The organism is uncultured Campylobacter sp. (assembly GCF_938030785.1).
GTDB lineage: Bacteria > Campylobacterota > Campylobacteria > Campylobacterales > Campylobacteraceae > Campylobacter_B.
Map to the genome: position 1 here is coordinate 1 of NZ_CALHIK010000088.1, position 18567 is coordinate 18567.

An 18567-nucleotide genomic window follows, 5' to 3' on the forward strand; every position below is an offset into this window, starting at 1 on the left:
AAATGAATTAACAAAGTATGTAATGAGAGTAAAAGCCCTACCGCAAAAGCTTCACAAATTGATATACGACGGAATTTATACTGTTTTAGAGAATTTGGTTCGTCAAGACGTAATAGAATGCCGTATTGCAAACAACGCAAAACAATATTGCATAAAAATTCTAAATGCCTAATCTCTCGGCCACTCTATGATTGCCTTGCCAATATCCGCAGAATTCATTTGAAATCCCGCTATCTAAGCACTTCTTTAAAATATCTCTAAAGATAAAGCCGTTATTAAATCGCCTTGTATCCTCTCGGTAAGCTATCTCATTAGCATAGTTTGACAGATACAACGTGCTTAGCTTATGACATTGTCCGTATTGAAGTCTACGAAATCTTGAATTGTAGCTTTCGCTTTGATTGTTGTTTTCTCCGTTTGCGCCGCAATACTCTACGGCGTGATTAACCACTTTGTGATTGTAATGAGCGATAAAATTTGAATATCCAACATTCTCATCGGTATGCACTTCGCCGCCTCTTACGATAAATCTGCTAGCTATACGACTTAATTCTACCGGATTTTCGCTTCTTAAAATAAAGGTTCTCGTTCGATTTGCGCCGATGCCGAATTCGTTTCTTTGCCTAAGCGATATAACCACTCTTTTATTAGGTTTATACGCTTTTCTACGATCTATTCTTTAGGCTCTCTTTAACTTAAGCTCACACAAAGGAGCAGTAAGTTACGATGAGCACAATGAAAAATAAGTATATAATCCGTTCCCGAATTTCAGAAAAGAAATTTAGAGAAATTCTCAAGTATTTTGCAGAAGACATAGAGGCATCAAAGATATCAAATTTAACTAAAATTTCAGAAGCAACCCTATGTAAAATCTTTAGAGAAATAAGAATTCTTATGTCTAAAGAGTGTGAAAATATAAGCAAATTTAGCGGTGAGATAGAAATAGACGAAAGCTACTTCGGATCTAAACGAGTAAGGGGTAAGAGAGGTAGAGGAGCAAGTGGAAAGCAACCGGTATTTGGTATGCTTAAAAGAGATGGCAAAGTTTATACCCAGATAGTTAAAAACTGCTCTGCTAGTGAGCTATTGCCGATACTGAAGGAATTTAGCGAGCTTGATAGCTCTACTATATACTCTGATTGTTGGAAAGCCTATGATGGATTGGTTGATTACGGAGCGAAGGCTCATTATAGAGTAAAACATTCAAAGAATGAGTTTGCAAATGGTAAAAATCATATAAATGGTATTGAGAATTTCTGGGGTTATGCTAAACACAGATTATCTAAATTTAAAGGGATTAAAAAAGAGAATTTCTTACTTCATCTAAAGGAGTGTGAATTTAGATATAATAACAGCAAAGATACAAAAACTTTCTATCATATTTTACTAAAGATGATAAGAGAGAATCCGCTTAAGTTCAATTGAGCCTTTGATAATTTAACGTGACTTCAAATGAAATCAGCAGGACAAATGTGTTTTCTGCAAGAATTAAAATAGATAAATATCTGAATTAGGCGGAAATGAAATTTCGCTTATACGTGTAATATTGAAAATTTGAAATATAGGAAGTTTATTGTCCCTAGAAAACGCCCTCTTTTATTCGATAACCAGGCGCATTAGGTACATATCTTCGCCGTCGATTACGCTGATTTCGGAGCTTTTGCAGCGCGGGCAAGAAAAGTCATTCTGCGCCAAATCTCCGCTAAAACCGCAGTTTTTGCATTTTACGACGATCTCTTGGGTATGGATAATGAGATCTGCATTTTCGCAGACGGTGCCTGCGCGAAAGACTTCGTAGCAGTTTTGCAGATAATGCGCCTCCACGCCGCTTAGTCGCCCTATTTTTACGTGTAGTTCCCTTATCTGCGGACTTTTAGAACTAAATGTATCGTAAGGTGCCTGCGGATTTGCATCCAAATTTTTATAAAAATCACCGTTTTTGCTGTTCGAGTCCGTATCCGCAACGCCCGTATTTTTGGTATTCTTAGCGCCTATGTCGGTATTTGCGAAATCCATATTTCTAGCGGTATTGGCTATGTCGCAGCGGTTTTTATCGCCCTGCTCGGCCACCACGCCTTTTTTCTTTGCTATTTCGGCGTTTAGCGCCTTTTCGCATAGCGCCACAAGATCCGCTACGATCGATAGTTCATGCATTTTTACCTCTAAATTTTACGGCCGCGCCGTATTTTATGCGAAATTTTTTGTAATTTAAAAATACGCCTAAAATTTAGGCTTAAATTTGCCGAATTTGCACGCGAATTTAACAAATCCTCGGCAGCAGCTCGCCCTTTGGAAGTTCCAAAAATCGCTGTGAGCCGTATGCATTTTGCAAAATCACTCGCCCTTTTGCCGCATGCGGAGTTTGAAATTGCTCCGCCCTATTTTCTGACGCCGCGTCCATGTCGCTTACGCCCGTAAATTCGCCCTGCGCGCTAAGCTTCGGCGTCAAAGTGCCGCTGAATTCGCCTCTACCGCGCCCTACTTCGCGCACCTCGCCGATGATTGCGGCGTTTGCGTCAAATTCGCGTAGTATCTCAAGCGCCCTATCGGCCTCGGCGTCATCTTCTACGATCGCTACGAAAGTGCCTTCGTTTGCAAGCTCATAAGGCTCGAAGCCCAACAGTTCGCACACGCCCACTACTTCGTCGCTGATTTTGATATCCTCTTCGCGCACCAAAAATTCAAGCCCGCTAGAGTTTGCAAATTCGTTCAAAACCGCGCTAAGCCCGCCGCGCGTCGCATCTCGCATCGCTTGGATCTTCACGCCTTGCGAGACCAGCTTTTCTACCGCAGCGCAAAGCGGTTTGCAGTCGCTTTGCAGCTCGCTGCTTAGCGCGATCTCGTCGCGCGCCGCGAGTATCACCGCCCCGTGTCGCCCGATGTCGCCGCTAAGGAGGATTTTTGCGCCCGCTTTGATGTTTTGCACGCGCGCAGATCGCAAAACACGGCCGATGCCGCTCGTGTTGATGAAAATTTTATCGCATTTGCCGCGCGGCACGACCTTTGTGTCGCCGCAAACGATGCGAACGCCGCAGCTTCGCGCGGTACTCGCCATCGAGTTCAGGATGCGTCGCAGCTCGCCTAGGCTAAGCCCCTCCTCGATGATGAGCGCGCAGCTTAAAAACAGCGGCTTTGCACCCACCATCGCAAGGTCGTTGACGGTGCCGCAAACGGCGATCTTGCCGATGTCGCCGCCGTTAAAAAACAGCGGCGTGACCACGAAACTATCGGTGCTGAAAGCTAGCTCGCCGCCGAAGCTCGCCGCCGAATTCAAAGCAGAGCTCGGCGCCGCGCGGTCAAAACCCGCCCCGGCGTCTAAATTTAAATCGTCTAAATTTAAATTTAGTATTGCGCTGTCGTTGTTCGCGCGTAAAATTTCATTATCAAACGCCGCAAAGATCGTCTCGTTGATGAGCCTATTCATCTCCTCGCCGCCGCCGCCGTGGCTTAAAAGTATAGTTTCGTTCAAATTTTTCCTTTTCACTCGGTTTTAAATTTATAAGCCCGTATTGCGCAGTCAAACAAGCCGTGCCGCTACGGTGCCACGTAAAATTTTAAAGCAAATTTAGCGCAACGATTCCGCTTCGGTTAAAATTTTAAAGTACGACTTATTTTTAAAATTTACGCTCTGCGATACCGCGCGCAAAATTTAGCCCGCGTTTTTGACGTCGCCGTATTTATAGTACGCCGCGCATGCGCCTTCGCTTGAGACCATACACGATCCTATCGGGTTTTGCGGCGTGCAGTGCTTGCCGAAAACCTTGCAATCATACGGGCTTTTTTTGCCGCGCAAAATTTCGCCGCAGATACAGGCCTTGCTCTCGGGAGCGCTCTGTACGCTGCAATCAAACTGCACTCTGGCATCCAGCGCCGCGTACTCGGGTCGCAACTTCATGCCGCTTTTTGGAATTTCGCCGAGCCCTCGCCACGGAAAATCGCAAATTTCAAAATATTTATCTATTAAATTTTGCGCTTTTTGGTTGCCGCCCTCTTTTACGACGCGCTCGTATTCGTTGAAAACCTCGTAGGTGCCGGCGTTTTGCTGCTCGACCAAATTTAGCACGCCCGCCATTATGTCAAGCGGCTCAAATCCGCTTACGGCGATCGGCTTTTTGTAATCCCGCGCGATGCTCTCGTAGGCCTTCGCGCCGGTGATCACGCTTACGTGGCTAGGTCCCAAAAACGCGTCTATCTGCACGTCGGCGTCGTCTAAGATCGCTCGTACGGGCGCGGGCACCGTGACGTGGTTGATGTGGAAAAAGAGATTTTTTAGCTCCAGGCTTAGCGCCTTATCGATCAGCACGGCGCTCATCGGCGTCGTCGTCTCAAAGCCGATCGCAAAAAATATCACCGTTTTCTGCGGATTTTCCTGCGCGATCTTTATGCAATCAAGCGGGCTGTAAAGCGCCCTGATATCGTGCCCCTCGCCGCGCAGCTTCTGCAAGCTGGTGCGAGAGCCAGGAACTCGAAGCATATCTGCTAGAGTGCAAAAAATACTCTGCGGCATCGCGGCGAGCTTGATCGCCTCGTCGATGCGACTGCGCGGCATCACGCACACCGGACAGCCGGGGCCGTGGATAAATTTGATATTTTTGCCGACCAGGCTCGGAAGGCCGAATTTCATGATCGAGTGCGTGTGTCCGCCGCAAATCTCCATAATATTTAGCGGCTTTTTGCTTTTAGAAATTATCAGCTTGCTAAGCGCTAGAATCAGCTCCTTATCCCTAAAATCCTTGATTAGATCCATTATTTACCTTAAATTTTACGGGTTTACAAGCCGCTTTAATTCTCTGTGCCGGCTCTAGGTTCCATGCTTTCATACACCAAGCCCTCTTCCGCCCTCATCTGCTTTGCGATCTGCTCGTAAATTTCGATACTCTCCTTCGCTCGCTGCGTATCGATCTTCTCCATCGCAAAGCCCACGTGGATCAACACGTACTCCCCGACCGCCGCGGGCTCGGGAAGCAGATCCAAGCTCACGCCGCGGCGCACGCCCAAAGTCTCCACGGTCGCGAAATTATTTTCGTCGATCGAGATGATTTTTGAAGGGATTGAAAGACACATTAACGAAATTCCTTCTTGTATTGTAGGAATTTCAGCCATTTCTCCACGCCCTCGCCGCTTTTGCTATCGAGAGCGATGACGTCGGCTTTTGGATTGAGTTTGTGTACCTCGCGCACCACCTCCTCCATATCAAAGTCAAAATGCGGTAGCAGCGCGGTTTTGGTGATTACGACGCAGTCTGCGCGACGAAATATCACGGGGTATTTTGCGATCTTATCGCTGCCCTCGGGCACGCTTAGAAGCACCACGTTCAGGTGCGCGCCCACGTCGAATGCCGCCGGGCAGACGAGGTTTCCGACGTTTTCTATGAAAACCAGATCCAAATTTTTAGTATCGATATGATGAAGACCCTCGTGAACCATAAAGGCATCCAGATGGCAGGTCTCGCCGGTGCTAATCTGATGGGCCTGTGCGCCTGCTTTTATGATGCGATCGGCGTCGCGGTTAGTCTCTAGATCGCCCTCGATGACGCCGATTTTAAATTTGCCGCTTTTGATAGTCGCCTCAAGCAGCGTAGTCTTGCCGCTACCGGGGCTACTCATCAAATTTAAACATAAAATTTTATCCTCGTCAAAATGAGCTCTGTTGTGAGCGGCCTCTTCGTCGTTGGCGCTTAAAATTTTACTCATCACCTCGATCGTTTTGGCGTCGCTAATAGCGACATTTGTGTGGACGTGATCGTGCGCGTCGTGCTCATGATCGATCCCCGCCTCGTGCATATGAGCGTGGGAGTGGACGGTGCCGTCCGCGTGGGTGTGGAGATGCTCGTGCGAATGAGCGTCATGAGTATGGCCTACTGAACAGCCGCAATCTTTACACATTTTTTATCCTTGGAAAATAAATTTTGCGCGTAAAATACCACGTTTTTGCTTTAAACGGCGTAAATTTGATAAATTTTATATCGAAGTGCGAAATTTTATGAAATTTAATGAGGCTTGAAATTTACGCGCTCCGTTTTCGTCTAAATTTCGTGCGCTGTTTACGAAGGCTCGACGCAAAATTTAAAGCTAGCGAGCAAAGATGCTGTTTTAAATTTAATCGTCTGCTCGTAGATTACACAAAGTCGCGCGCCGTAAATTTAGGGCTTGCGCGGCGGTGCGGTGGTTCAAAACAATACAAAAGTCGCCGCAAGAATAAACCGCGGAGTTTAGGGCTTGCGAGCTGATTTTACCGGCACTCTACAATCTCGCGCATGCTCTACGGCGCGGCGAACATCAACGCGGCGGTCGTTTTCATATCGATTTTACGCTAGCTCGGCTTTACAAATACGGCACGAAAGCGCGGCGCTTTATAAAATTTAGTCGCTAGCTGTGCCGATCTCGCGCCAATGCGTAAAATTTAAACCCGCGGCAAGAGCGTTTTTTAATTAAAATCTATAAAATTTCGCGCTCGCCGCGTAAATTTAAACAAATTTTATTTGCCGCCCCGCGCAGACGCTGCGTTTAAATTTTAAATTTCACTACGCAACCGCAAAATCGCGCTTCGTAACCTGCAAAAGTCGCGCAGCCTGCGTTTAAATTTTAAAAGCGCACGAATAGGAGCGCGAAAATTTAGCACGACGCGCTGTTTTTAAAATGTGCAAAAGCCCTACGCTTCGGTGATCACCGCGTTTACGAGCTTGGAAAATTTCACCCCTTTTAGCGCGCCGATTTTGGCGCTGAGCCGCTCGATCTTTGAAATTTTATCCCGCATCGTGATCTCCTCGAAGCAGTGGCGCTCGTCGATGTGGAAGTGGCTGGTGCTGATGATGGTGACGTTTGCGTGGTGCTCGATCTCTACGAGCTGCTCGATCAGATCGCTTTGGTGATGATCATACGCGATGCAAAGCACGCCCACGCAGTCCTCGTCGCTATCTCCGTGAAGCACGCCCTCGACCATCTTTTCGCGGATCAGATCGCGGATAAACTCGCTGCGGCTTAGGTATTGCTTGGCGCGCACCATCTCATCGAGATCCTCAAAAAGCTTCGTCGGCAGCGAAATGCTAAATCTTACGGCGCTCTCTTTTTCCTCTTTTTTCATAGTTTCCCCCTATTTCGCGTATTTTGAACGTAATTTTACCGAAATTCCGCTCAAATTTCATCTAGGTTTAAATTATTTTGAAATTTAACCGCCCCTTGCTTTAAATTTTGCTCGTGCTTTGGAATTCGGCTCGCTCGCGCAGAAATTTTGCAAAAATTTCGCAAAAATTTCATGCCGCGATTTGTAAAAATTTTGAAGCGAAATTTCAGATCAGCTTCGTTTTTGTTGGTCTTAAACGAGCTGCGCCGCACGCAACAAGGGCTTCTGCGCACGGTGCAAATTCTGCCTTAGCGCGAAATTTCGCTTAGATACGCCGCGAGCTGCCCGTATGCGATGCCGCTGTCGTTGCACGGGATCTTGCAGTTTAGATGAAATTTTATCCCTCGCTCACGCAGCTTTTTGCAGGTCAAATTAAGCAGCGTGGCGTTTTGAAAGACTCCGCCGCTTAGCACGACCTCGAGCTCGAAGCCATCCGCAAACTCCGCGATGAAGTTTGCCAAGCCGTTGATAAATTTCGTCGCAGCCAAGCGTGGCTCATCGTTCAAAGCTTGCAAAAACGCCTCTTCATAATCGATCACGTAGCATTCGCCCTCAAAGCTCGGCGCGCAAGTTTCGTTTTGTGGACTCTGATCCGCATCGGCGGCGTTTTTGCTTTCAGAATTTATTAAATTCATGGCGGATGCTTGTTCTATAAAATTTGCGGCGACGTTTGTATTCTTTTCATCGCTGCCTGCGATGTTTCGAGCCGCCCACTCAAGCCAGTCTTTGCTTGCCGTATCGCCCTCAAGCTTTTTAAAATCGCCTTGCAACGCGCAGCTGTTTTTGGCGCCGCTACGATTTTGCACATTCAAAACGCCCTGCCCCGCTTCGCGCTGTGTTTCGTGCCGTAAATCATCGGCGCCCCGCTGCTGCGAAGCGGAATACGGCGCGTTTTGGATAAAATTTTCGCCCGCTTTTTTCAGCCTAAATTTATAGCTCTGCTCGCAGCCCTGGATGTATAGGTTTTCTAGCCGCATGCCGGCCTCGCCGTCGAAACTTACGGCTCTTAGGTCGCAAATGACCGCCGCAAATGCGTCGAACAGCCGCCCTAGCGAGCTTGAGCGGACGGCACGTGGCGCGATTTTTTCTAAATTTGCTACTTCGCTCGCGCTAAATTTTGCCAAAAACTCGCGCGCAGCGTCCTTTACGTTAAATTTAAACACGAGCGCAAGCGCAAGCTTGTAGATGTTTTTGATCGCATTCTCGCCGCCGATAAGCGCGATCTCGTCGAATTTCGCGACGCGACGGTAGCCGCGCGGATCAAAGACCATCACCTCGCCGCCCCAGATCGTGCCGTCCGTGCCGTAGCCGGTGCCGTCGAAGCAAAAGCCGAGGTATTTTTTGCCGCTGCTTAGCAGATCGTTTTGCGCCAGATTCGATACCAGATGCGCGAAATGGTGCTGGTAGCGCACCACGGGGTATCCGCGCTGCTCGAAAAATCGCGTGTGCGAAAACTGCGGGTGCAGATCCGCGATGACGGCGTCAAATTTCAGCTCATAGGCGCGCACAAACATATCCAAAAGCGCGAAAAATCGCTCATTCGTAGCGACATTTTTAAGATCGCCGATGTAGGGCGAGATGAAAATTTGCCCGTCTTTGTAGATCGCAAACTCATTTTTTAGCTCCGCTCCGAGCGCCAGGAAAGTGCCTTTGAGCTGGAATTTGCTAGGGAAAATTTTTGGGTTCATTCCGCGAGATGTTCGCAAAAACAGCGCGCGATCTAAAGCATCCGCTTCGGCGGAAAGATTTGTGTAGCTCGCTGAATTTGCAGTGTTTGCGGATTTTGCGGCATCTGCGAGATTTGCAGCATTTGTGGAATTTAGGGCACTTGCGGAATTTGATATGCTTGCGCCGCGGGCGGATTTCGTCTCGCAGTCAGAATTTATTTCGGCGGCGGAATTTGCGTCATTTTGATTTTTTTGAGGCGCCGAATTTATGGCGCGACAGCTAGTTCCTGAGGTAAAATTTGCAGTGTCGCGACTCGTATCCGTATCAAAAACCCTTTGCGAGCTCTCGCAATCCCGCCCATCCGCAGAATTTTCATTAAAATTTTGCGGTGCGGTAAGGGTTTGCGCGTCCGCAGAATTTATGACAGAATTCTGCGCTAGGATGGAATTTTGCGCGGAGCTTCTTATCTCAGTGTAGGTCGGAAGCGGCGCGGAAATTTTACCAGAGTTATGAGCCGTTTTTGAACTAGGCGCCGAAGCTCGCGCTTCAAACTGCGGTAAAAAGGCGATGCTATCGTCGCTCGGCGTTAAAATTTCGCGGTCGTTATCCAGGTAAAACGAGATGACGCCGCCCAGCTTCTCGCGCAACTCCTCGGCATTAAAAATAATGGGCTCGCCGCTAATGTTGGCGCTAGTAGCGACGATCGGGCGATCAAAGTATTCAAAAAGCAGCAGATGCACGCCGGTGTTGGCTAGGAAAATGCCGATTTTATTAAGGTTCGGCGCCACGCTTGGAGCGATAAAGATCGCGCCTGCTCTAAAAATCGCCGAAAAGCTTGCGGGCAAACGCACGAAATCGACCTCGCTATCGGAATGGGCGCTGCGCACGTCCGTCGTGCACACCTGCGCAGAGCATGAACCTTGCAAATTTATCGTCTGTTGCGGACTCGGCTCGCTCGCCACGCATTGCGAGTTTCTGTTATCGGCTGCAAGTTGTAAATTTGGCTCGTTAATTGTTTGCCGCTGTTCCAGCTCGCCTGCTACTTGCAGCAAGCTTGAATTCGCATCTATGCTCTGCAGGTTCGCATTTGCAGCATATCGCAAGCCCTGCATATTCGCCGAATTTTGCGAAATAGACTCGTCCGTCGCAAGCCAAGAATCAGACCTCTTCGCCGCAAATTGCGAGTCTTGGCTATCCGCTGCGGACTGTAAATTTAACTCATTAGCTATATGTCGCAGCTCTAGCTCGCCTTCTGCTTGCGGTAGGCTTAAATTTTTAGCCGCGCACTGCAAACCAGACTTATTCGATGCGCGTCCTAGCTCGTTTTCTGCGCTCCGCGAATCACCCGCAATAGACGCATCGCAGGCGAAACTGCGTCGCGCCGGTTTGCTGAAAATTTGCGCACTATGCAACCCACCCTGCTCCGCGCAAACTCCAACATTTTGCATGTTAAAATTTTGCGCCGCGCAATTGCGTAAATTTTGTAGCACAAAGCCCTGCCCTTGCGCAGAATCCTCTTGCTCACTCGTAAATTTCGGCGATATAGTATTTTCGCCTTTCGCCTTGGAAGTTTGCGTGCCGAAATCCGCCGCAAAGCCCGCCTCTGTGCGCCAAACAAACTCACGCTTTTTTAAAATCACGATCGGCTTGACGTTGCAGTCTATCAGCGCCTCTTCCTCCGCGCTTAGACTCGCTGTGCGCCATGCCTGCGCTGCGTCGCGACACATGATCGCAAAAGGCTTGCTCGGGCGCTTTTTGAGCATTCGCAGCATGCGTACTGCGCGCTCGTTCGTAGCATCACAGACGATGTGAAAACCGCCCATACCTTTGATCGCGCCGATCTGCCCGCGCCGCAAAAGCTCTGCCGTGTACGCTATCGCCTCCTCGCCGCTTGATAAAATTTCGCCGCCTGTGCCGCATAAAAACAGCTGCGGGCCGCAGTGCGGGCAGGAGATCGGCTCGGCGTGATAGCGGCGCGTGAGTGGATTCGTGTATTCGCCGCGGCAGAACTCGCACATCTCAAATGCCCTCATCGTGGTGTTTGCGCGGTCATACGGCAGCGCGGCGATGATGCTAAGGCGCGGGCCGCAATCGGTGCAGTTGATAAAAGGATAGTGGAAGCGCGGATTTTGCGGGTCGTAAAACTCTTTTTTGCACTGATCGCAGATCGCAAAATCGGGCAAAATCGGGTTAAATTTACGCCCCTCCTTGGATTGCGTGATCTTGAAATCAGTAAAATTCTGCGCAAAATCTTGTGTATTAATATCTGCGCGAATAATCCTATCGATTCGGCAAAGCGGCGGCGCTTCGCTGCGGAGGCGCTGCTCGAAAATTTTTAAAATTTCCTCTTCGGGCAGATCTTGCTCGGTGCTTTGCAGATTGCGCTTGGAGTCTTGCAAATCCTGCGAGCAGAGGTTTTGCTCGGGTAAAGCTGGCAAGATAGAGCCCTGCCCGTTTAGATTCAGCTCGGATAAGTTGGGTAAAAATTTCTCGCTCGCTGCGGCTTGCGAATCGCCCGTCAAATCATGCGGCAAACTCGTCAAATCGGGCAGGTTTGCTAAATCGTTTGCTAGATCACGTAGCGAGCCGACCGAATTATTCGGTAAGTTCGGTGCGCTTTGCGGCGAAATGGAGTCCTGGCTTAAATTTGAGCCCGTAAAATTTAGTGACGAGCTTGCGGTCTCGCCAGAATCCGCCTCGGTAGAATTTAAAGACCGAGCAGCCGATAACGATACTTTCTGTGCTTGAATTTCGTTAGAATTTGACTCATCTAAATTTAAAGGGGCGAAATTTTTATCGACCGGGTTTTGTTGCGCCCCAAAAAGGTCTGCGCAAACGATGATTTTAACGCCCTCGCCGTCGTTATAAACCTCGCCTTTCAGCCCCAAATCCACGGCGAGCTTATAGACGAACGGGCGAAATCCGACCCCTTGCACCGCTCCGAAAACCTCAAATTTAGCCGCTTTCATACACATACTTTCATAAATTGCGCGACGCGGGAGCCATTTTGCGAGCAAAATGCGCTCGCGGCGGGCGGACAAAACGTACCGGGCGCTGCAAAATGTGCTCTAAATTTAATAAAATTTGATCCTTTGCTTCCGCGCCCTTTGCCGCTTTTTTAAAATTTCGCGCGATCTCGTTTGCGCTAAGCTTAGCCCGTATGGCGCAGCTATCGGCACCGCAATGCCCGCGCAACTCGCTGTTTTGCGGATAAGACTTCAAAGCTTTGTCAAAAATACGCATATATGCCCAATCTAGCGAGCTTGAAGCGCGAAGCTGTCGCTAAAGCTCGCGTCAAAATTTTTGCAAAGTTTAAGCATTAAATCCGCGAATTTGCGTCCGCCAAACATCGCGCCGCCGAAGATCAAAACGTCAAAATCCTCTTTGCGCTCATCCGCCAGATCGCTTAAAAAATAGCCCAAACTATCGAAAAATCCGAACGCAAACAGCTTTTCATTGGCGCCTGCGAGCGCATAGCTCATCGCCGAACGCAAAATTTTATCCGCTTGCACGCAGCCGCGCTCGTCCGTACAAAAATCAAGCCGCACCCCTTTGCCGCCCGCAAAATCCTCCGCAGCCGCCGTTAAAAATGCCGCATCGCGCCCCCAGATAAGCTGCGCGGCGACGCTAAAGATACCGTAAAATCCCACGTTTACGCTTTTTAAAATTTCATCGATTTTCGCGGCGCCTACGTTAAATTTGGCGCTGAAATTTTCAAACAACTTCGCGCCCGTTTCGTCCGCGCAAATTTGCGCCTTAAGCTCGTCAAAACTTCGCGGCAGATCAAATTTAAGTAGAATTTTTTTGGAGCTTTCGCCATAAATTGCGATCTCATCATCCGCGCCCACGCCCAAAAAGCAGCGCAAAACCCGTTTTTTTTGGTCATTTAAAAGCCCCTTTTCGCGGCATATAAGCGCAAAAAGTGCGGAGTTTTTATCCTTTGAGTTTTTCAGATAAGCGCTTGCGGCGTCGCTTAAAAAGTCCTCGTTTTGCACGATCAAAAAGCCGTTTTGCAGCGGCGTGACTTTAAAAATTTGATCTTTTTGCGCCGCGCTTTCGCATTTTACGCTTAAAAAATAGATCCCGTCGCTTGCCAAAGCGCGCCCCAGCGCAAACACGAATATGTCGCCCGCAAGCTTTACGTCAAAAAATTTAGGCGCGTCCTCGTGATTTTTTCTAAAGATCGCATTGGTTTTTAGGCTTATGAGCGGCTTTTCGAAGGCTGCGAGCGCGATTTTGCTCTTTTCGTCGCTCACAAAAATCCCATCCAGCGCCCCCACCCCTGCGGCTATCAGAAAATCGGCGCTAAAATCCACGTCCGCCTTGAGCGTGAAAGTTGCGCCGCCGCGCTCGATCTGCACCTGCCTTGCGTGAAGCAAGTTTAGGCGGCAAAGCTCCAACAAGCAGGCGAAATTTTCCCTGCTTACCGCTTCAAATTTGCCGTCATGAAGTACGCCGGCGCCGCTTATTGCTCCGAATTCGTTTTGAGAGGGCTCGGCGCGAGCGAGGTATTCTTTCATCACTCGCGGAGTGAAATTATTAAATTTAGCCGTATTATGGGCGTTTGAAATTTCATCCTCTAAAAATTTACTTATATCGCCCGAGGAGGTATCCTCAAACGCGCCGTTAAATTTCAGCGTTTTCGCTTCGGCGCTGTCCTCGTCCACCACGCGCACGGAGGATTTTGCCAGAAATATGGAGTTTGGAGTCAGGGGCATCGCCTCGTCGCTAAATTTTAAAATTTCATCCTCGCCGCCGCGCACGAAAAGGCTTATTAAGTTCGCCTCTTTTTTCAGGCAAAAATCAAGTGCGCTTTTGCGAGCATAAAACAGCAAGAAGTGCGCTATTAGCGCGTTTTCATTAAGGTAGTTAAACTCATATGCTACTATCATCTCGCCCCCTTTTTGCAAATCGATCCGCGATGTCTTGGGCGCTGAGATCGGCGATTTTTTCATGCGCGAAGCCAAGATCCGATAGGTACTTAAGCGCCGTTTTTTCCATGGTTTTTGAGGATTTTAATATCACGGAGCTTAGTTTAAAGCTAGCTTCTTCGATGCGCCGCGGCACGACAGCTAGAATTTTAACGCGAGGCAGATCGCCGCAAAGATCCATCATCTGCAGGGTTTGAAGCATTTCGACCTCGTGCGCCGAACCGCTCCAGCTGATCTGCTTAGGCATCGCGTCGTAGTCGAAAAAATACACCTCGCCGCCCTTTGCGCCGTCCGCGTCTATGCAATCTACGAGCAAAATTTCATCAAATTCCGCCATCGTAGGCATCAAAAAGCTAGCCAAAGTCCCGCCGTCGATAAATCGGATCTGATCCGCACTCGGACTCGGCGCGGCGGAATTTATGGCGATGAAGTCCGCATTGATAGAGCTTTGCGCTACGGAATTTATGACGGAATTTTGCAAAGCAGAATTTGAAGCGAAATTCTGCTTTGCGGAATGTTCTGGAGTAGAATTTCGGTCTAAATTTACTGCTGCAAAATTCTGCTCGGAGATAAAATTTTCATTCGCAGAATTTTGCAAGGAGTCGCGCTCTATGGAATTTTGCGAGGTAGAATTTTGTATCGCAGAGACTTGGGCGGAATTTTGCATAAAATTCTGCGCCGCGAAATTCTCGCCCGTCATAGAATTTCGTGCGGCGGTTTTAGGGTAAAATTTATAGTTCTGCGCGAGCGCGCGGACGAAGTGCACGCCTATGCCCTCGTCCGCGTAGATGACATTGCCGATACCCAGTACCAGCACCCTCAAGCGTGCTCTTCCTTTTTAAATTTATAGCCGCTTACGATCGCATCCATCGCACCGTCTCTACCCTTGACAGCGTTAAAGACCGCCATATAGACGTGGATCGGTACGAAGATTATGATGATATTCATGCAAAGATGGTGAATCATTCGAACTTCGCTTAGACCGCCCATTGCAGCTTCTAGCGGGCGCAAGAGCCCATATAGCGCGCCGCCTAACCCCTCGTGATAGACGTGAACGTATAGAATCATTCCGGTTAGGCAGATTACGAATAGCACTAGATAAAAGCCCAGATATGATATAAACTGCAATGGGTTATAAACGCCGCGAAGATGCGGGTGCTCGCCCAAAAAGATATAGTATTTGATCTGAGCGATCCAGACACGCGGGCTAAAAAAATCCTTGATGCTTAAAAGCTCTTTTCTGCTCTTTTTATCGAAGAAGAAAAGGTAGGTTTTAAAGATCGCCGCACCGATCATCGCAAAGCCGAAGATCAGATGTACGAATCTAAATTTAGCCTGCATGAAAAGCACCGGCTCGGGACTTACCTCGGGCGCGGTGAAAACAAAGGCGATGTAATATCCGGTGATCACCAAAATCGTAATACAAAGCGCACGCAGCCAGTGCGTGAGCCTAAGACCGATAGAGAACTCGTATTCCGCAAATCTTTTTTTCATCGTTTATCCTTTGCTGGGATCTACCCTATAGCAGCCAAGCTCCGCTCCTTTAGCGTCCATTACGTGCACGGCGCAAGCGATGCAAGGATCGAAAGAGTGGATGCGGCGGATGATCTCTAGCGGCTTGGAAAGATCGGCAAGTTTAAGCCCGATCAAGCAGGATTCGTAAGCGCCCATAGCGCCGTCTTTATCCTTCGGCGTGGCGTTCCAAGTAGACGGTACGACCGCCTGCCAGTTTTTGATGACACCCTTTTCGATCCTGCACCAGTGGCTAAGTGCGCCGCGCGGCACGTGGCCGATATAGCGACCTTTGTACTCTTTTGAGTTATCGATTACATATTTTGCGCAGGTTTCGGTATCGCCGCTTTTGATGTTTGCAATTAAATTTTCTAGCGCGATCAGTCCGTTGTCGGCAACGACTTTAGCCTCGATCATACGGCATGCCGTTCGTCCAAGCGTCGAAAATACCGCTTCAAGCGGCAAGCCAGCGTCTTTTAGGAATTGATCCACGACCTTTACGACGCGCTCGTTTTTCTTAGCGTAATTTGCCACGATATTTGCAAGCGGTCCTACCTGAAGCGGCTTGCCGTCGTATCGCGGAGCCTTAATCCAGGTGTATTTACCCTGGGTATCGAGCACCTTCGTATGCGCTTCTTTGCCGTGCGCGTCGATGCTCTGTCCGTCCTTAAGGCCCGTATAATTCGGCTCTTGCTCGCCGTCGTAAGGATGAAGCGCCGCATCGTTTTTATACCACGCATGCGTTGCCTCCTCGGTAATCTTGTTTTCATCCAACTCCAAAACCTTGCTAATATCGCCGTCAAGGATCATGCCGCTTTGAAATAGCCATTCGTTTTTTGAAAGCTGAAATTCTTGATGAGTCCATAAATTTGCCACGCCGATATCGTTTAGCACGCTAGGCTCGTTGCCGTAAGCCTTCGCAGCCATTACGAGATCAGGATAGTAGGCGCGATTTACGAAGTCTGCGACCTCTTTAAATTTAGACATATATTCGCCCAGTCTTGCAGGGCTTAGGATATCCATTACGCAGGTTACGCCGCCTACGGTGAGGCTTTGCGGATGAGGCTGTTTCGCACCGAATATCGCCATCATCTGAGCCGCCGTGCGCTGAATGCGCAAACACTCAAGATAGTGCGAAAGAGCGATTAAATTTTGCTCTGGGCTAAGCTTATATGTTGGGTGGCCGAAGTAGGCGTTGGCGAAAGGTCCTAAAGCGCCTTTCTTAACAAAAGCGCCCACGCGATCTTGTACCTCTTTTAGTTTATCCGCACCGCACGCATAAGGGGTGTCGCAGTATTTAAACGCCTCCTCGCTCGCCTTTTTAGGATCGGCGCTAAGCGCGCTTACTACATCTACGAAATCAAGCCCGTGAAGTTGATAAAAATGCACCGGATGATCGTGTAAAAACAGCGCGTTAGCCATCAACGTGCGCGTTAGCAAGGCATTTAGCGGCGGAGTGATACCGAGGGCGTTTTCTACCGCGACGATGCCCGCTTTGTAATGCGAGAAGGTGCAGACGCCGCAAATTCTTTGCATAAAAAATCCCGCGTCGCGAGGATCTCTGTTTTTTACTATAGTCTCAAGCCCGCGCCATAGCGTCGAGCTACTATAGGCCTCACGGACGACGTTTTCATCATCCACTACGACCTCTATTCTTAAATGCCCCTCTATTCTGGTTATCGGATCTATTACGATTCTTTGCGACATGATTATTCCCCTTTATCTTTCTTAAATGACGCAATCGCCGCGTGTGCCGCTACCGCAACACCCGTGATCGCTAAAATCCCGACACCTATCTTATCTGCGGTAGCATCAGCGCCGAGCCCGCCGAAAACGCTTTCGTAAAGACGATCCGCCAAAGGCTCCTCAAAAGGTCCCATATGATCCCAGAAATCAGGTTCCGAGCAGCCTATGCAGCCGTGACCAGCCTGTACCGGCCAGCTAGTGTGGGAGTTGAAACGCTCGCGCGAGCAGTTATTAAACGTATAAGGACCCTTGCAGCCTACTTTATAAAGGCAATATCCGTCCTTTGCGCCCGCATCGCCGAAGCTTTCTACAAACTCGCCCGCGTCGAAATGTCCGCGGCGCTCGCATAGATCGTGGATGCGCAGCCCGTAAGCCCATTTCGGTCGGTTGTAAACGTCAAGGCTTGGAAGCGTGCCGAAAAGGATGAAATTTAGCACATTGCCGACGATATTTTTTTCGCTAGGCGGACAGCCCGGGACGTTGATGACGGGTTTGTTTATGATTTTGTCCAAACCTACGGCGCCGGTCGGATTCGGAGCCGCGGCTTGGATACCGCCGAAGCTCGAACAGGTGCCGATCGCAAATATTGCCGCAGCGCCTTCGGCAGCGTGCTTGCAGTGCTGAGCTCCGCTCTTGCCCTCAGGACCCACGGTTAGGAAAAATTCATTCTCGCCGCTTGGAATTCCGCCCTCTACCATCAAGATATAGCGCCCCTTGTATTTTTCGATCGCGCCCTCTAAATTTTCCTCGGCTTGCCAGCCTGCGGCAGCCATTATCGTTTCGTGGTATTCGAGGCTGATGTAATCGAATATGAGACTGTCGATCGTAGGCGTATCGGTGCGAAGTAAGCTCTCGCTACAGCCCGTGCACTCCGCCATATGAAGCCAGATCACAGGCAAGCGATCCGCAAGCTCCGCCGCTCGCGCCACGCTCGGCGCAAATGCGGCCGGAAGCCCTAGCATCGCGGTCATCGCTCCGCTCCATTTCATAAAATCGCGGCGCGAAAAACCCTTGCTTTTAAGCCTTTCTTGTATGCTTTCCTCCGTTTTTATTCGCGGCAAACGCTCAACGGCATCAAGTCTAGCCGAAATTTGAGCTAAATCAACCATATCTTCCTCCTGATTTTTAGGATATTTCGAACGGCATTCTATCAAAATTTAGAATTTATGCACCTTAAATTTGATCTGATTTAATTAGAATTTTATATTTATTCGCCGCGAAATAGATGATTTGTTTTAAATAATGTCGGTTCGTACCGGATATTTTTCTTTAAAATTTTAAAGCGTAGATTCTGCTTTAAAAATATAAGAGAGCAGCTTAAATTTAATAAATTTTGACTTCAAATTTGAACGCGAAATTTCAGAGCAACGAAAGTATATTGTAAAAAGACAAGCTAGCGCCGTAAAATTTCAACCGCGCCGCCCGTAAATCTCGCGCCGCCGCGGAATTTTAAGCGCTTTAAATTTTAAAATACTTTGAAATTCTGCGGCAGGCTTTGCGGCTCTGCTTCTAAATTTTAAAGACCGCACATAATATTTCGGCGCAAAGCACATACCGCTACTCCGCGCCGAAATTTAACAAAACGCGC

General features: G+C 48.7%; 15 protein-coding genes and 3 pseudogenes. 1 reads left to right on the plus strand and 17 read right to left on the minus strand.

The genetic code is table 11. The annotated features are described in order from the left end of the window. Positions 1 to 160: 160 nt before the first annotated feature. Positions 161 to 676 (minus strand): transposase, encoded by a 516-nt coding sequence (locus Q0438_RS04690; RefSeq protein ID WP_298043442.1) that lies wholly within the window; start codon positions 674 to 676, stop codon positions 161 to 163. A gap of 50 nt (positions 677 to 726) precedes the next feature. On the opposite strand from Q0438_RS04690, the gene Q0438_RS04695 reads away from it, so the two are divergent. Continuing rightward, positions 727 to 1425: an IS1595 family transposase gene (locus Q0438_RS04695; protein WP_299187928.1), complete on the plus strand. Its 699-nt coding sequence runs from the start codon at positions 727 to 729 to the stop codon at positions 1423 to 1425. 171 nt (positions 1426 to 1596) lie between these two features. On the opposite strand, the gene Q0438_RS04700 is transcribed toward Q0438_RS04695, so the two are convergent. From Q0438_RS04700 to Q0438_RS04775, 16 genes and pseudogenes are all read right to left on the minus strand, one after another. Then, the gene (locus Q0438_RS04700; RefSeq protein ID WP_299187931.1) at positions 1597 to 2154 is read right to left on the minus strand and encodes a hydrogenase maturation nickel metallochaperone HypA; all 558 of its coding nucleotides are present in this window, start codon (positions 2152 to 2154) and stop codon (positions 1597 to 1599) included. A gap of 106 nt (positions 2155 to 2260) precedes the next feature. Then, a complete protein-coding gene (gene hypE, locus Q0438_RS04705) occupies positions 2261 to 3469 on the minus strand; it encodes a hydrogenase expression/formation protein HypE (protein WP_299187933.1) in 1209 nt (402 codons plus the stop codon). A 180-nt stretch (positions 3470 to 3649) separates the two neighbouring features. Continuing rightward, positions 3650 to 4747, minus strand: a complete 1098-nt coding sequence (gene hypD, locus Q0438_RS04710; protein WP_299187935.1) for a hydrogenase formation protein HypD — start codon at positions 4745 to 4747, stop codon at positions 3650 to 3652. 35 nt (positions 4748 to 4782) lie between these two features. Continuing rightward, positions 4783 to 5064, minus strand: a complete 282-nt coding sequence (locus Q0438_RS04715; protein ID WP_299187938.1) for a HypC/HybG/HupF family hydrogenase formation chaperone — start codon at positions 5062 to 5064, stop codon at positions 4783 to 4785. Continuing rightward, positions 5064 to 5885: a hydrogenase nickel incorporation protein HypB gene (hypB, locus tag Q0438_RS04720; RefSeq protein WP_299187940.1), complete on the minus strand. Its 822-nt coding sequence runs from the start codon at positions 5883 to 5885 to the stop codon at positions 5064 to 5066. The genes Q0438_RS04715 and hypB overlap by 1 nt, the downstream gene beginning before the upstream one ends. A 766-nt stretch (positions 5886 to 6651) precedes the next feature. After that, positions 6652 to 7083, minus strand: coding sequence for a nickel-responsive transcriptional regulator NikR (gene nikR, locus Q0438_RS04725; protein ID WP_298705311.1), 432 nt, complete (start codon positions 7081 to 7083; stop codon positions 6652 to 6654). Between the two features lie 50 nt (positions 7084 to 7133). Beyond that, on the minus strand, positions 7134 to 7355 hold the full coding sequence (locus Q0438_RS04730) for a hypothetical protein (protein ID WP_299187943.1): 222 nt from the start codon (positions 7353 to 7355) through the stop codon (positions 7134 to 7136). Between the two features lie 15 nt (positions 7356 to 7370). Then, entirely contained in the window at positions 7371 to 8810 is a 1440-nt protein-coding gene (locus tag Q0438_RS04735; protein ID WP_299187954.1) for a hypothetical protein, read from the minus strand. Positions 8811 to 9356: 546 nt separating this feature from the next. After that, positions 9357 to 10238 (minus strand): annotated as a pseudogene (locus tag Q0438_RS11135) (Sua5/YciO/YrdC/YwlC family protein); the annotation flags it as partial. A 186-nt stretch (positions 10239 to 10424) separates the two neighbouring features. Then, positions 10425 to 11765, minus strand: a pseudogene (locus Q0438_RS04745) (Sua5/YciO/YrdC/YwlC family protein); the annotation flags it as partial. A 279-nt stretch (positions 11766 to 12044) separates the two neighbouring features. Then, positions 12045 to 13682, minus strand: a complete 1638-nt coding sequence (locus Q0438_RS04750; protein WP_299187946.1) for a hypothetical protein — start codon at positions 13680 to 13682, stop codon at positions 12045 to 12047. Beyond that, positions 13666 to 14421 carry a hydrogenase maturation protease gene (locus tag Q0438_RS04755; RefSeq protein ID WP_367178494.1) on the minus strand — a complete coding sequence of 252 codons (756 nt, stop codon included), beginning with the start codon at positions 14419 to 14421 and terminating at the stop codon, positions 13666 to 13668. Before Q0438_RS04755 ends, Q0438_RS04750 begins: the two co-directional genes overlap by 17 nt. 27 nt (positions 14422 to 14448) lie before the next feature. Then, a pseudogene (locus Q0438_RS04760) lies at positions 14449 to 14544 on the minus strand (hydrogenase expression/formation protein); the annotation flags it as partial. Further along, positions 14541 to 15215 carry a Ni/Fe-hydrogenase, b-type cytochrome subunit gene (gene cybH / locus Q0438_RS04765; protein ID WP_005870440.1) on the minus strand — a complete coding sequence of 225 codons (675 nt, stop codon included), beginning with the start codon at positions 15213 to 15215 and terminating at the stop codon, positions 14541 to 14543. The pseudogene Q0438_RS04760 and the gene cybH, both read right to left, overlap by 4 nt. Positions 15216 to 15218: 3 nt before the next feature. Further along, on the minus strand, positions 15219 to 16940 hold the full coding sequence (locus Q0438_RS04770) for a nickel-dependent hydrogenase large subunit (protein WP_299187949.1): 1722 nt from the start codon (positions 16938 to 16940) through the stop codon (positions 15219 to 15221). A 2-nt stretch (positions 16941 to 16942) separates the two neighbouring features. Continuing rightward, positions 16943 to 18088, minus strand: coding sequence for a hydrogenase small subunit (locus Q0438_RS04775; RefSeq protein ID WP_299187951.1), 1146 nt, complete (start codon positions 18086 to 18088; stop codon positions 16943 to 16945). Positions 18089 to 18567: the final 479 nt, after the last annotated feature.

What these genes read in the sequence shown, in the direction of transcription:
- Q0438_RS04695 (WP_299187928.1), top strand. Translation starts at nt 727, where the DNA reads ATGAGCACAATGAAAAATAAGTATATAATCCGTTCCCGAATTTCAGAA.
- Q0438_RS04700 (WP_299187931.1), bottom strand. Translation starts at nt 2,154, where the DNA reads ATGCATGAACTATCGATCGTAGCGGATCTTGTGGCGCTATGCGAAAAG.
- hypD (WP_299187935.1), bottom strand. Translation starts at nt 4,747, where the DNA reads ATGGATCTAATCAAGGATTTTAGGGATAAGGAGCTGATTCTAGCGCTT.
- Q0438_RS04715 (WP_299187938.1), bottom strand. Translation starts at nt 5,064, where the DNA reads ATGTGTCTTTCAATCCCTTCAAAAATCATCTCGATCGACGAAAATAAT.
- hypB (WP_299187940.1), bottom strand. Translation starts at nt 5,885, where the DNA reads ATGTGTAAAGATTGCGGCTGTTCAGTAGGCCATACTCATGACGCTCAT.
- nikR (WP_298705311.1), bottom strand. Translation starts at nt 7,083, where the DNA reads ATGAAAAAAGAGGAAAAAGAGAGCGCCGTAAGATTTAGCATTTCGCTG.
- Q0438_RS04735 (WP_299187954.1), bottom strand. Translation starts at nt 8,810, where the DNA reads ATGAACCCAAAAATTTTCCCTAGCAAATTCCAGCTCAAAGGCACTTTC.
- Q0438_RS04750 (WP_299187946.1), bottom strand. Translation starts at nt 13,682, where the DNA reads ATGATAGTAGCATATGAGTTTAACTACCTTAATGAAAACGCGCTAATA.
- Q0438_RS04755 (WP_367178494.1), bottom strand. Translation starts at nt 14,421, where the DNA reads ATGACGGGCGAGAATTTCGCGGCGCAGAATTTTATGCAAAATTCCGCC.
- cybH (WP_005870440.1), bottom strand. Translation starts at nt 15,215, where the DNA reads ATGAAAAAAAGATTTGCGGAATACGAGTTCTCTATCGGTCTTAGGCTC.
- Q0438_RS04770 (WP_299187949.1), bottom strand. Translation starts at nt 16,940, where the DNA reads ATGTCGCAAAGAATCGTAATAGATCCGATAACCAGAATAGAGGGGCAT.
- Q0438_RS04775 (WP_299187951.1), bottom strand. Translation starts at nt 18,088, where the DNA reads ATGGTTGATTTAGCTCAAATTTCGGCTAGACTTGATGCCGTTGAGCGT.